The organism is Streptomyces sp. 184 (assembly GCF_045781775.1).
Taxonomy (GTDB): domain Bacteria; phylum Actinomycetota; class Actinomycetes; order Streptomycetales; family Streptomycetaceae; genus Streptomyces.
Genome location: NZ_CP123230.1, coordinates 5,341,825 through 5,354,408, shown reverse-complemented (window position 1 = coordinate 5,354,408; position 12,584 = coordinate 5,341,825). Strand labels below are relative to the sequence as shown.

The 12,584-nt window shown below is 75.8% G+C and carries 12 protein-coding genes; 7 read left to right on the top strand and 5 right to left on the bottom strand.

Annotated elements, in window-relative coordinates; genetic code table 11:
- The first annotated feature begins 14 nt into the window (after positions 1 to 14).
- The 5 genes from QBL21_RS22645 to der all read left to right on the top strand — a co-directional run bounded on the left by QBL21_RS22645 (position 15) and on the right by der (position 5,275).
- On the top strand, positions 15 to 1,037 hold the full coding sequence (locus tag QBL21_RS22645; protein WP_407564052.1) for a pseudouridine synthase: 1,023 nt from the start codon (positions 15 to 17) through the stop codon (positions 1,035 to 1,037).
- 133 nt (positions 1,038 to 1,170) lie between these two features.
- Positions 1,171 to 2,256 (top strand): prephenate dehydrogenase, encoded by a 1,086-nt coding sequence (locus QBL21_RS22640; RefSeq protein ID WP_407564051.1) that lies wholly within the window; start codon positions 1,171 to 1,173, stop codon positions 2,254 to 2,256.
- 91 nt (positions 2,257 to 2,347) lie between these two features.
- Positions 2,348 to 3,058, top strand: coding sequence for a (d)CMP kinase (gene cmk / locus QBL21_RS22635; protein WP_407564050.1), 711 nt, complete (start codon positions 2,348 to 2,350; stop codon positions 3,056 to 3,058).
- Positions 3,059 to 3,111: 53 nt separating this feature from the next.
- The gene (locus QBL21_RS22630; protein ID WP_407566517.1) at positions 3,112 to 3,714 is read left to right on the top strand and encodes a lysophospholipid acyltransferase family protein; all 603 of its coding nucleotides are present in this window, start codon (positions 3,112 to 3,114) and stop codon (positions 3,712 to 3,714) included.
- A 70-nt stretch (positions 3,715 to 3,784) separates the two neighbouring features.
- Positions 3,785 to 5,275 (top strand): ribosome biogenesis GTPase Der, encoded by a 1,491-nt coding sequence (der, locus tag QBL21_RS22625; protein WP_407564049.1) that lies wholly within the window; start codon positions 3,785 to 3,787, stop codon positions 5,273 to 5,275.
- 78 nt (positions 5,276 to 5,353) lie between these two features.
- On the opposite strand, the gene QBL21_RS22620 is transcribed toward der, so the two are convergent.
- Together QBL21_RS22620 and QBL21_RS22615 are read right to left on the bottom strand one after the other, a co-directional pair.
- Entirely contained in the window at positions 5,354 to 5,581 is a 228-nt protein-coding gene (locus QBL21_RS22620) for a hypothetical protein (RefSeq protein WP_407566681.1), read from the bottom strand.
- 93 nt (positions 5,582 to 5,674) lie between these two features.
- Entirely contained in the window at positions 5,675 to 6,658 is a 984-nt protein-coding gene (locus tag QBL21_RS22615; RefSeq protein ID WP_407564048.1) for a hypothetical protein, read from the bottom strand.
- A 355-nt stretch (positions 6,659 to 7,013) separates the two neighbouring features.
- Between QBL21_RS22615 and QBL21_RS22610 the strand changes: the two genes are divergently transcribed.
- The gene (locus QBL21_RS22610) at positions 7,014 to 7,700 is read left to right on the top strand and encodes a transglycosylase family protein (RefSeq protein WP_407564047.1); all 687 of its coding nucleotides are present in this window, start codon (positions 7,014 to 7,016) and stop codon (positions 7,698 to 7,700) included.
- A gap of 8 nt (positions 7,701 to 7,708) precedes the next feature.
- On the opposite strand, the gene QBL21_RS22605 is transcribed toward QBL21_RS22610, so the two are convergent.
- Genes QBL21_RS22605 through QBL21_RS22595 form a run of 3 tightly spaced genes read right to left on the bottom strand, consistent with a single transcriptional unit; the run spans position 7,709 to position 11,821 of the window.
- Positions 7,709 to 8,380, bottom strand: a complete 672-nt coding sequence (locus tag QBL21_RS22605) for an ABC transporter ATP-binding protein (RefSeq protein ID WP_407564046.1) — start codon at positions 8,378 to 8,380, stop codon at positions 7,709 to 7,711.
- Positions 8,377 to 11,376, bottom strand: coding sequence for an ABC transporter permease subunit (locus QBL21_RS22600; protein WP_407564045.1), 3,000 nt, complete (start codon positions 11,374 to 11,376; stop codon positions 8,377 to 8,379). Before QBL21_RS22600 ends, QBL21_RS22605 begins: the two co-directional genes overlap by 4 nt.
- Position 11,377: 1 nt before the next feature.
- A complete protein-coding gene (locus tag QBL21_RS22595; RefSeq protein ID WP_407566516.1) occupies positions 11,378 to 11,821 on the bottom strand; it encodes a hypothetical protein in 444 nt (147 codons plus the stop codon).
- A gap of 208 nt (positions 11,822 to 12,029) precedes the next feature.
- On the opposite strand from QBL21_RS22595, the gene QBL21_RS22590 reads away from it, so the two are divergent.
- A complete protein-coding gene (locus QBL21_RS22590; RefSeq protein WP_407564044.1) occupies positions 12,030 to 12,584 on the top strand; it encodes a hypothetical protein in 555 nt (184 codons plus the stop codon).

The window sequence follows — 12,584 nt, the reverse complement described above, 5'->3', positions numbered from 1 at the left end:
CTGACGGTAGCTCGATGCGAAGCAGCGGCGGCAGGAACAGCAGGAAGCCCTCGGGCGCCAACTCCCGGGGGGCGGGTGGCAAGCGCGACGCGCCACAGCGCCGGCAGGGCACCCCCCGCCCCGAGGAGCGGCGGTACGAGAAGTCCGGCGCCCCCCAGGGCGAGCGCCCGGGCGGCCCGGGGAAGGGGGGCCGGGGGCGCGGCGGTACGCCGAGCAGGCCCGCGCGCTCCCGCGAGTACGAGGCGCAGTTGGAGGAGCGGACCAGGGCCCGGCACACCAAGCCGCAGCGCGCGCTGCCGAAGACCTTCGGCGAGCCCGAGGGCGAGCGGCTCCAGAAGGTGCTGGCGCGGGCCGGCATGGGGTCGCGGCGCGCCTGCGAGGAGCTGATCGACCAGGCGCGGGTGGAGGTCAACGGGCGCATCGTCACCGAGCAGGGGCTGCGCGTCGACCCGGAGAAGGACGAGATCAAGGTCGACGGGCTGACCGTGGCCACGCAGTCGTATCTCTTCTTCGCCCTCAACAAGCCCGTCGGCGTCGTCTCCTCGATGGACGACCCGGAGGGCCGGCAGAACCTCGGCGACTACGTGGACAACCGCGAGACGCGGCTCTTCCACGTCGGCCGCCTGGACACCGAGACCGAGGGCATCATCCTGCTCACCAACCACGGCGAGCTGTCCCACCGCCTCACCCACCCCCGGTACGGCGTGAAGAAGACCTATCTCGCCGCCATCCAGGGCCCGCTGCCGCGCGACCTCGGCAAGCGGCTGCGGAACGGGATCCAGCTCGACGACGGCTACGCCAAGGCCGACGACTTCCGGGTGGTGGAGAACACCGGCAAGAACTACCTGGTCGAGGTGGTGCTGCACGAGGGCCGCAAGCACATCGTGCGGCGGATGCTCGCCGAGGCGGGCTTCCCGGTCGACAAGCTGGTACGGACCCGGTTCGGCCCGATCGCGCTGGGCGACCAGAAGTCCGGCTGGCTGCGCCGGCTCAGCAACACCGAGGTCGGGATGCTGATGAAGGAGGTCGGGCTCTGACGGCCCGGCCCGCCGGGCCCGTACGCCCGTAGCGCGGCCGGCGCGCGCACGGCCCGTACGCTCGCACGGCCCGTAGGCGGGGTCCGGCGGCCTCCCCGCGCCTCGCGGGCGGGCCGCCGCGTATCCTTGCGCCGTGCGTACCGCCCTCGTCATCGGCACCGGCCTCATCGGCACCTCCGCCGCGCTGGCGCTGACCCGCAGAGGTGTCACGGTCCATCTCCAGGACGAGGACGCCGACCAGGCCCGTACCGCCGCCTCCCTCGGGGCCGGTACGGACCGGCCGCCCCCCGCCCCCGTGGACCTGGCCGTCGTCGCCGTGCCGCCCGCGCTCACCGGCCGCACCCTCGCCGACGCCCAGCGCCGCGGCGCGGCCCGCGGCTACCTGGACGTCGCCAGCGTCAAGGGCGGCCCCCGCCGCACCCTGGAGGAGCTGGGCGGCGACCTCACCCGCTACATCGGCAGCCACCCGATGGCCGGCAGCGAGCGCTCCGGCCCGCTGGCCGCCACCGCGGAGCTGTTCGAGGGCCGCCCCTGGGTGCTGAGTCCCGCGGCGACCACCGACACCGAGGTGCTGAACCTCGCGCTGGAGCTGGTGGCGCTCTGCCGCGCCGTGCCCGTGGTGATGGACGCCGACGCCCACGACCGCGCGGTCGCCCTCGTCTCGCACACCCCGCAGCTCGTCTCCAGCATGGTCGCCGCCCGGCTGGAGGACGCCGAGGAGGCCGCGGTGCGGCTGTGCGGGCAGGGCATCAGGGACGTCACCCGCATCGCCGCGTCGGACCCGGCGATGTGGATCGACATCCTCTCCGCCAACCCGGGCCCGGTCGCCGAGGTGCTGTCCGAGGTCGCCGCCGACCTCGACGAGACGGTACGCGCGCTGCGCGCGCTCCAGGCCGCCGACGACGACAAGCGCCGCAGCGGCGCGGCCGGCATCGAGGACGTGCTGCGCCGCGGCAGCGCCGGCCGCGAGCGGGTGCCCGGCAAGCACGGCGCCGCCCCCGCCGACTACGAGACGGTCACCGTGCTCATCGGCGACCGGCCGGGCGAGCTGGCCCGCATCTTCGCCGACGCCGGCGCGGCCGGGGTCAACATCGAGGACGTACGCATCGAGCACGCCACCGGCCAGCAGGCCGGGCGGGTGCAGCTCATGGTCGAGCCGCCGGCCGCGCGCGCGCTCACCGCGGCGCTGCGTGAGCGCGGGTGGCCGCTGAGGCAGTGACCAAGGCCCGCACGGCTACCAGTAATCTGGTCCCGCACAAGTCGGCTCGGTCAACCCCGTCGTCAACCTGAGGAAGGGTGTCGTACACCCCGTGGACAGCGCTGCCAGGCCCCAGCGGGCCCCCGTGATCGTCGCCATCGACGGCCCCGCCGGCACCGGCAAGTCGAGCACGTCCCGGGCCGTCGCCGCCCGCCTCGGCCTGCGCTATCTCGACACCGGTGCCCAGTACCGGGCCGCGGCCTGGTGGATGCTGGGCAACGAGGTGGACGTACGCGACGCCGCGGCGGTCGCCGCCGCCGCGGAGAAGCCGCAGATCGTCTCGGGCACCGACCCGGGGGCACCCACGATCACCGTAGACGGCGCGGACGCCGCGGGCCCGATCCGTACCCAGGAGGTCACCGCCGCGGTCAGCGCCGTCAGCGCGGTGCCGGAGGTACGGGCGCGGATCACCGCGCTCCAGCGGTCGATCGCGGCCGAGTCCGCGAAGAGCGGCGGGATCGTCGTCGAGGGCCGCGACATCGGCACGACGGTGCTGCCGGACGCGGACGTGAAGATCTTCCTCACCGCCTCGGAGGAGGTACGGGCCGCCCGCCGCAGCGGCGAGCTGAAGGGCAGGGACGCCCGCGACCTGGCCGCCACGCAGGCGTCGCTGGCCCGGCGCGACGCCGCCGACGCCGGCCGCAAGGTCTCGCCGCTCGCCAAGGCCGCCGACGCCATCGAGGTGGACACGACGGAGCTGACCCTGGAGCAGGTCATCCAGTGCGTCGTGGCCCTCGTCGAAGAGAAGCAGCAGGGTCGGTGACCGAACCGGCCGGCGCGGTGCCGGAGACACGGGGTGCGCTCGTCGGGCGGCGGATGTCCGCGCCCGTCATGCACGGCTACTTCCGGCCGCGGATACTCGGCGCCTGGCGGGTGCCCGCCAGCGGGCCGGTGATCCTGGCCGGGAACCACTCGCACAACGTGGACGGCCCGCTGCTCATGGGCACCTCGCCGCGGCCGGTGCACTTCCTGGTCAAGCAGGAGGCGTTCGTCGGGGTCGTAGGCTGGTACCTGCGCACCATCGGCCAGGTGGCCATCGACCGCACCACGGTCGACCGGGCGGCGATCACCCGCGCGCTGGGGGTGCTGGACGAGGGCGGGGTGCTCGGGATCTTTCCGGAGGGCAGCAGGGGAGAGGGCGACTTCTCCTCGATCCGCGCCGGGCTCGCGTACTTCGCGGTGCGCTCCGGCGCCCCGGTGGTGCCGGTGGCGGTGATGGGCACGGCGGAGCGGCGCAGCCGCGTGCTCAGGTCGCTGCCGCCGGTGCGCAGCCAGGTGGACATCGTCTTTGGCGAGCCCTTCCAGGCCGGGTCGTCCGACGGGCGGCGCACCCGCAAGGCGATGGACGAGGCGACGCTGCGCATCCAGGACCGGCTGACCGCGCACCTGGCCGCTGCCAGGCGCGACACCGGCCGCTAGACCAGACTTGAGGCTGCGTGCCCGGCCGACCGGGCCGCGCGCGGCCGTAAACGCAAGGACGAGGAACGTGATGAGCGAGACCGGCAGCTCTCCGGAGCAGGGCCCGCACGGCGGGGCCCACGGCGACGAGCACGGGGAGCTGGGCGACGCCGAGTACGCGGAGTTCATGGAGCTGGCCGCCGAGGAGGGCTTCGACCTCGACGAGGTCGAGGGCGACCTCGCGCGGGCCGGGCACGGCCCGCTGCCGGTGGTGGCGGTCGTCGGCCGGCCGAACGTCGGCAAGTCGACTCTGGTGAACCGCATCATCGGCCGCCGCGAGGCCGTCGTGGAGGACCGCCCCGGCGTCACCCGCGACCGGGTGTCGTACGAGGCCGACTGGGCGGGCCGCCGCTTCAAGGTGGTCGACACCGGCGGGTGGGAGCAGGACGTGCTCGGCATCCACGCCTCCGTGGCGGCGCAGGCCGAGTACGCGGTGGAGGCGGCGGACGCCGTGGTCTTCGTGGTCGACACCCAGACCGGCGCCACGGACACCGACGAGGCCGTCGTGAAGATGCTGCGCCGGGCCGGCAAGCCGGTGGTGCTCTGCGCCAACAAGGTCGACGGGCAGTCGGGCGAGGCGGAGGCGACGTACCTGTGGTCGCTGGGCCTCGGCGAGCCCCACCCGGTCTCCGCGCTGCACGGCCGCGGCACCGGCGACATGCTCGACGCGGTGCTCGCCGCGCTGCCGGACGCGCCCGCGCAGTCCTTCGGCGGCGGGCTCGGCGGGCCGCGCCGGGTGGCGCTCATCGGGCGGCCCAACGTCGGCAAGTCGTCCATGCTCAACAAGGTCGCCAGGGAGGACCGCGTCGTCGTGGACGACGTCGCGGGCACCACCCGCGACCCGGTGGACGAGCTGATCCAACTGGGCGGGAAGACCTGGCGATTCGTCGACACCGCCGGCATCCGGCGGCGCGTCCACCTCCAGGAGGGCGCCGACTACTACGCCTCGCTGCGCACCGCCGCCGCGCTGGAGAAGGCGGAGGTCGCGGTCGTCCTGGTGGACGCCGGCGAGACGCTGACGGTGCAGGACACCCGGATCATCTCCATGGCCGTCGACGCCGGGCGGGCGCTGGTCATCGCGTACAACAAGTGGGACCTGCTGGACGAGGAGCGGCGCTTCTACCTGGAGCGCGAGATCGAGCGCGATCTCGTGCAGGTGCAGTGGGCGCCGCGGGTCAACGTCTCGGCCCGTACCGGACGGCACATGGAGAAGCTGGTGCCGGCGCTGGAGACGGCGCTGGCGGGCTGGGAGGCGCGGGTGCCGACCGGCAGGCTGAACGCCTTCCTCGGCGAGCTGGTGGCCGGCCAGCCGCACCCGGTGCGCGGCGGCAAGCAGCCGCGGATCCTCTTCGGCACCCAGGCGGGCACCCGGCCCCCGCGGTTCGTGCTCTTCGCCTCCGGGTTCATCGAGGCGAACTACCGGCGCTTCATCGAGCGGCGGCTGCGCGAGGAGTTCGGCTTCGAGGGCAGCCCGATCCGGATCTCGGTACGGGTGCGGGAGAAGCGGGGCCGCAAGAAGTAGCGGTCCCGGCGGCTCCGGAGGGGTTCTCGTGCCGCGTACGCTCCTGTCGCGTACGCGGCCCGGGGCGGGGCTCCGCGCCTAGTCGTCGGCCGCGCGGTGGCGGTGCACCTGGAGGTGCGACCGCAGGCGCCCGGTGGACGGCAGTGACGGACGGGCGTTCATGATCGCGTCGAAGCGGAGCCCCTCCTCGCCGGAGCGGTCCCCGGGCAGCGCCCGGAAGAGCCGGCGGTACTCGGCGAACAGGGCGTCGTAGATCGGCGTCCCCGAGGTGCGGGCGGCCGCGTGGGGCTCGTGGGCGGGGCGCATGCCGGGAATCGCGTGGTATCGGTGCACACCCGTGCAACGAAGGCGCGGTACGGAGGGATGCGGGTGCGCATTGCTCCGATCAGGTACCGGTGATCAGGTTCCGGTCAGGGGCATGGTCGCGCCGACGAGCAGTCCGCGTGCCGCGGCCTGCGCCAGCGCCTCGCCGAGCAGGTCCTCGCGCGGCTGCCGCCCGACAGCGCCGGCGGGCGCGGCGTACACCAGCACCTCCTGCTCCTTCGCCGCGGCGGCCCGCCAGCCGTCCGAGACGTGCAGCGGCTGGTGCGCCTGCCACCAGGCGGTCGGCGGCTGGCCGGCCGCGCCGGGCTGCATCACGGCGTGCAGGTGGCCGGCGACCAGCAGCACGGACCAACCGGCGGCCGGCGCGGGGGGCTTGACCATGTCCATCACGGGCAGGAAGCCGCTCTCGATGAGCAGCGGGAGGAAGTCGTCGCCGGGGCCCTCGGAGCCGGGCCGGACGACGGGAGCGGTGGGCTCGACGACCAGCGCGGGCCGGGCGTCGTCGCCGCACATCACCAGCCCGCAGGTGACGCCGAGCACCGCCTGCGCCTCGCCGTGGTCGCCGCCGCCGGCGGGGACGGCGGGAGCGCCCGGCGCGGCGGCTCCCGCGGAGGACGCGATCGCGGCGGGGGAGGCGGCGGCCGGGGCGGAGACGGGGACCGGCGCGGGGGGCGCCGCCGAGAGCGCCGGCGCGAGGGTGTGCGCGGGGGCGTGCGGTTGCGCGGGCACCGGCGCCTGCGCCGCCCGGCCGTCCGCCGTGATCGACCGTACGGCGCCCTGGAGCTGGTCCTCGGAGACCGGGACGACCTGCGAGGGGATGCAGGTGGCGTGGGCGAAGGCGAGCACCGCGGTCTCCTCGCCCACGAAGAGCACGGTGCTCGTCTGCTCCTGCCCCGAGTCGCCGGGGGCGCGGCAGGAGGTGCAGTCGTACGCGCCGGGGGCGGAGTCGCCGGCGACGAGCCTGTCCGCCTCCTCGTCGCCGATCTCGGCGCGTACGGCGTCGCTGACTTCGAGCATGCGGGGCACGAGTCGCTCCTCGGTGTCGTGGTGCGGGTTCATCTGGGCACAACGGGCGACCTGTGTGCGGAGTCACGCCCCCGGCGGCGATTGCCGGAACGGTGTGTACGGACCGTAGGGAGTTGATCGGAAATTCTCACTGCGGGTCAACTGATGTGCGGATCACGGTCGTTGGTGCCGTGAGCCGAGCCACAGCGAGACCGAAGATTTGCCGGACAAAGTCGTATTTGACCGGCGAGGCGACCTGTCCGGTATTGATCGATACCCGCGGTAACCAGCAACTGGCCTCGAATGACGTGGTCTTGGTTGATTACGCCCGACAAGGATGCCTAGATTCGGCCGCCGCGTGCACCGAGCACCGACCGGGCAGGGGACCCGGGCCCACCGAGAGGAACGTATGCCTTTCCCGAAGGGCGACATACGAGCCACCCGCAGTGACCGAACGACCAGTGAGGCAGGCACCACCATCAGCACCAACAGGACACGCAGGAACGCCGCCGTCGTCACCGGAGCCGCCGCGCTCCTGACCCCCCTCGCGCTCCTCGCCTCCGCCGCGCCGGCGGGCGCCGCGGACAGCGGGGTGTGGGACCGTATCGCCCAGTGCGAGAGCGGCGGCGACTGGTCCATCAACACCGGCAACGGCTACTACGGCGGGCTCCAGTTCGCCGCCTCCACGTGGGAGGGCTACGGCGGCACCGCCTACGCCGCCACCGCGGACCAGGCGAGCCGGGAGCAGCAGATCGCGGTCGCCACCAAGGTGCAGGCCGCCCAGGGGTGGGGCGCCTGGCCGAACTGCTCCGTCGAGGCCGGCGCGTCCGGCGGCGCGCCCGCGGTGGCGCAGCCGGAGCAGCAGGAGCAGGAGGAGCCCGCCGAGCCCCGTACGGAGCCGCGGGCGGACCGCGGCGAGGGGCAGCGGCAGCCGCTCAAGCGCGGCGACGGCAACTACACCGTCAAGGCCGGCGACACGCTCAGCCGCATCGCCGACGCCCACGGCACGCCGTGGCGCGAGGTCTACGAGGCCAACCGCGACGTCGTCGGCGGCGACCCGGACGTCATCGTCCCGGGCCAGCGGCTGCACGTCTGACGGGTCTCTCAGCGGGCCGCCGTGCGCCACGGCGACCCCACTTCGGCGGGCTCGCCGCTGAACACCACGTTTCCGCGACGGAGTTCGTGCACCACCGTCGCCGCGGCCGCGAGGCCGGGCGGCAGGCTCTGCTCCGCGACGACGACGGTGGCCGCGAGCCCGCCGAGCAGTTCGTGCGTACGGGCCGCCACCGCGGCCGACATCCCCTGGCCCGGCTCGTCCAGCAGGACGAGCCGGGCGGGGGACAGCAGCGCGCGGGAGACGGCCAGCATCCGCTGCTCGCCGCCCGACAGGGTGCCCGCGCGGTGCGTCAGCAGCCGCGCCAGCTCCGGGTACGCGGCCAGCGCCGGGCCGGTGTCGCCGTCGCGGGCGGCGAGCCGCAGGTTCTCCGCGACGGTCAGCGAGCCGAACACGGCGCGCACCTCCGGCGTCAGCGAGAGCCCGCGGCGGGCACGGGCGTACGCGGGCATCCGCGTGACGTCCTCGCCGCGCCACAGCACCCGGCCGGCGGCCAGCGGCACGGTCCCGGCGAGGGCGCGCAGCGCCGTGGTACGGCCGGAGCCGTTGCGGCCGAGCAGCACGGTGAGCCGCCCTGCGGGCACGGCGAGGCCGACGCCGTGCAGGGCCTCCAGCGGCCCGTAGCGGACCCGGGCGCGGTCCAGCGCGATCTCGACGCTCACGGCGCCTCCGCGGGTGCCGGGGCGGTGCCGGTCGCCGCGAGCACCTGGGCGGCGGTGCCGGAGGCGACGATGCGGCCGGCGGCCATCGCGTGGACGGTGTCCGCGAGTTCGCCGACGAGGTCGAGGTCGTGCTCGACGACGAGCAGGGCCATGCCGTCGGCGGCCAGCGCGCGCAGGATACGTACGAGCGCGGCGGTCTCGGCGAGGTCGAGGCCGGCGGCCGGCTCGTCGAGCAGCAGCACGCGCGGCCCGCCGGCGAGCGCGCGGCCGAGTTCGACGCGGCGCAGGGTGCCGGTGGGCAGGTCCTCGGCGGGCGCGTCGCGCAGCGGCCCGTCCAGGCCCAGGAGCCGCAGCACCCGCTCGGTGGCCGCCGGGTCGCGGACGCGGCCCTGCTCGGCGCCGATGCCGACGTTCTCGGCGACGGTGAGGGACGGGAAGACCGCGGGCTGCTGAAACGTCCGCGCCAGCCCGAGCCGCGACCGCGCGTGCGCACTGAGCCGCGTCGCGTCCCGCCCACCGAACACGACCTGCCCGGCCCGCGGCCGGAGGGTCCCGGCAAGGCAGTGGAACAGGGTCGACTTCCCGGCCCCGTTGGGCCCGACGAGGGCGGTGACCTGCCCGGGGGCGACGCGGAGGTCGACACCGGAGAGCACGGAGAAGTCCCCGTACGAGACCGCGATGCCGCGGGCGACAAGCGCTCCGCGTGGCCCGCGGGCGCCCGCGGCGGCCGGACCGGGCGCGGTGGTGCGGCGGCGGCCGGGCCCGGGCAGCCGGGCCGGGGCGCCGACCGGCCTCGGGCGGGCGGCGCGCCCGGAGCCCCGCGGGCCCCCGGCGTCGCCGCGCGCCTGTCGCGAGGCTTCGCCCGCGCCGGCCCCGCGTCTGTGCCACCCGCCGGACTCCCGTACACGCCCCCGCGTCGGTGCCGGAGACACCGCCGCCTCCGCGTCCGCACCATCCGCCCCGTGCGCCCCGGGCGCGGCGGCCGCCGTGGCGCCCGCACCCCGCACCGGGCCCGGCCCGGCGGCCAAGCCCGTGCCGGTCGTACGCGCCGGCGGCGGCCCGGCACCCGCGACGCCCGCCGCAGGCGCTTCGTGTTCCGCCGCCACCGCCGGCGGCCGACCCGCCAGCCTGGTGCGTACCCGCAGGCCCAGCGGTGTCGGCTCCGGTGGGCGCAGCCGGCGGGACGCCGCCGTGCGGGCCGCCTCGTAGAGGCCGCCCGGGAAACGGCCCAGCAGGACCGCCAGGACGCCGACGACCGCCGCCGCCATGCCGCCGCGGGTGCCCGCGTCCAGGCCCACCAGCAGCGCCGCCGCCAGCAGCGCGCCCAGCATGCTGTCCGCGCCCACCACGACCACCGCCGCGAACCACAGCAGGCCCACCACCGGGTCGAAGGCGTGGGGGTCGAAGGCGCGGGCGCCCATGGCCAGCATGCCGCCGCCCAGCGCCGCCAGCGCCGCGCCCGCCGCGAACGCGGCGACCTTCAGCGACGGCACCGGCACCCCCGCCGCCGCGGCACCGGACTCGTGGTCCCGCATCGCGGCCAGCGCACGGCCCGCGCGGCCCCGGCGCAGCGCCCACGCCGCGGCCACCGCGCCGGCGAGCAGCAGCAGTTCGAGTACGTAGAACGCCCGGTCCCCGGTGAAGCCCGCGGGGCGGCCCAGCGTCAGCCCCGACGTCGCGTACGGCTGCGCGAAGACGAAGCGGCTCACCGCCACCCCCACCGCCAGCGTGACCAGCGCCAGCGCCAGGCCCTGCCGCCGGATCGCCGGATACCCCGTGAGCAGCCCCAGCGGCGCCACCAGCAGCACCGCGACGCCCAGCGCCACCAGCTCCGGCAGCTCGGGCAGGCCCGGGAAGCGCCCCGCCGCCAGCAGCGCCGTGAACAGCGCCCCGAGCCCCGCGTACGCCGCCTGCCCCAGCGAGACCTGGCCGCCGCGCCCCGTGACGACGACGAGCGACAGCAGCACCACCGCCAGCGCCGGCACCTGGACCGACGTGGTCAGGTCGGAGCCCGCGAAGCCCAGCGGCAGCAGGAACAGCACCCCGGCGACCAGCCACGCCCGCCCGTCGCCGGCCGCCGAGTCCAGCGTGTCGGCCGGCACCCGGAGGAACCCGTCGCCGCCGCCCGACCACACCCCGATCCGCGGCAGCGCCAGCGCCGCCACCAGCAACAGCACCGCGAAGAGGTTCGCGCCCAGGGCCTGCACCAACTGCTCGCCCCAGCCCTGCGGATGCAGCCGGGTGAGCTGCGCCTGCCCCACGCCGACCGCCAGCGCCACCGCCACCACCGCCGGCAGGCTCCGCAGCCCGGCCGCGACCGCGACCCCGATGACGGCCATCACCAGCAGCGGCAGCCCGTAAGGGTCCAGGCGGTACTCCGGTGCCAGCAGCACGCCCGTGACGCCCGCGGTGAACGTGCCGAACGCCCAGCCCGCGTCGGCGACCCGGTCGGCGTCGATGCCGCTGAGCGCGGCGAGCCGGCGGTTGTCGACGACCGCGCGCAGCTCGCGCCCGAACCGGGTCCACCGGGTGACCGCCGCGACCGCGCACGCCAGCGCCACCGCCGTACCGAGCTGCACCCACGGGTCGGACGGCAGCGGTTCGGGCGCGTCCGTGCGCGCGCCCGTACCCCACAGGAGCCCCGCCGCGCCCATCAGCAGCACGAACACCCCGAGCGAGGCCACGAGCGCCTGCGCGCCGCCCGCGCCCGCCCCGCCCGACTTCTGCACCGACAGCGGCCGGAAGACGAACCGCCCCATGAACAGCCCGATCCCGGGGGCGACGACGAGCAGGCTGACGGCCGCCGCCGCCCACAGCGGCCAGTCCCAGCCGACGGCGAGCTGGCGCATGACGTACGCGGTGACCATCGCGACCGCGCCGTGCGCCAGGTTGAGCACGCCGGTGGCGCGGTACGTGACGACGACGCCGATGCCGGAGAGCGCGGCGGCGCTGCCCACCGCGAGCCCGGCAAGCGTCAGTTCGTACGTGAGCGACACCTCACGCCTCCGGCGCGGGGCCCGGCTCGCAGACCGGGCACGGCGTCAACGCCCGCCCCTCACCGGCGGCTTCGGCGGGACCGGCGGGACCGTCAGGACCGGCGACCGGTACGGCGCCGGGCTTGCCGTCGACGAGGGGGCAGTCCGCGCGGTGGTAGAGCGTGCCGCCGGGCACCGCCAGGTACGGCCCGCCCCCGCCCGCCTCCGCCGCCGGCCCGGGTCCCGGCGCGGGACCGGCGCCCGGCCCGCCCCCGCCCACCGCCACCAGCAGCCCGTACAACTCCTCCACCCGCGCCGCCGCGAGCCCCTGGTCGCCGCGCGACAGCAGCACCGCCCCGGCGACGATCAGCGCCGCCCCCGGGATCGTGCACGACGCCAGATACGGGATCTGCCGCTCGGCGAACCGCTCGCCCGACACCCCGTACCAGCCGACGGCACACAGCACGGCCCCGGTGGCGAGCGCGGCCCAACTGCCCCAGGTCAGGGCGATGGCCTTCAGCGAGTGCCCGCGCGCCGGGCCGGTTTGCCGCATTCTGCCCCCTGTGCATCTCCGCCGCTTGGGAGGCACTATGCCGTGTGTGGTTCTCCTACGCAGTAGAGCGCACGCATCGGCGGGACACTCGACGCATGACGACGTTCAGGGGTGAGGACGGATGACCCGAGGAGCACGCACGCGCAGCGCCGCGTGGCTGGCCGCGGCGGTACTGCTCACGGGGCTGGGCGCGGCCGGCTGCGGTGACGACGGCGGGGGAGCGGACACGCCGGAGAAGGCGCCGAGCGCGCCGGCGTCGGAGAGCAGCCCCGCCGCGGAGGAGAGCGAGGGCGCGGACGACGGCGCGGGCGGCGCAGAACCGGCCGACCCCGCGGCGGCGGAGAAGGAGATCGAGGAGAACTGGACGACCTTCTTCTCGCCGGACTCCGACGCCGACGCGAAGCTGGCGGTGCTGGAGGACGGCGAGGCGATGCGGCCACTGATGACGGCGTTCTCCGACGACAAGCGCTGGAAGCAGGTCTCCGCGGAGGTCACGTCGGTGGAGTTCGACTCCGCCGAGGAGGCGGACGTGACGTACGACATCGCGCTCGAAGGTCAGACGGCCGTGCCGGGCGCCACGGGCGTCTCGGTGCTCCAGGACGGCACCTGGAAGGTGTCGAAGAAGGCGATCTGCACGCTCGTCGAGATGAGCGGGTCGCCGGGCCCCGGGTGCTGA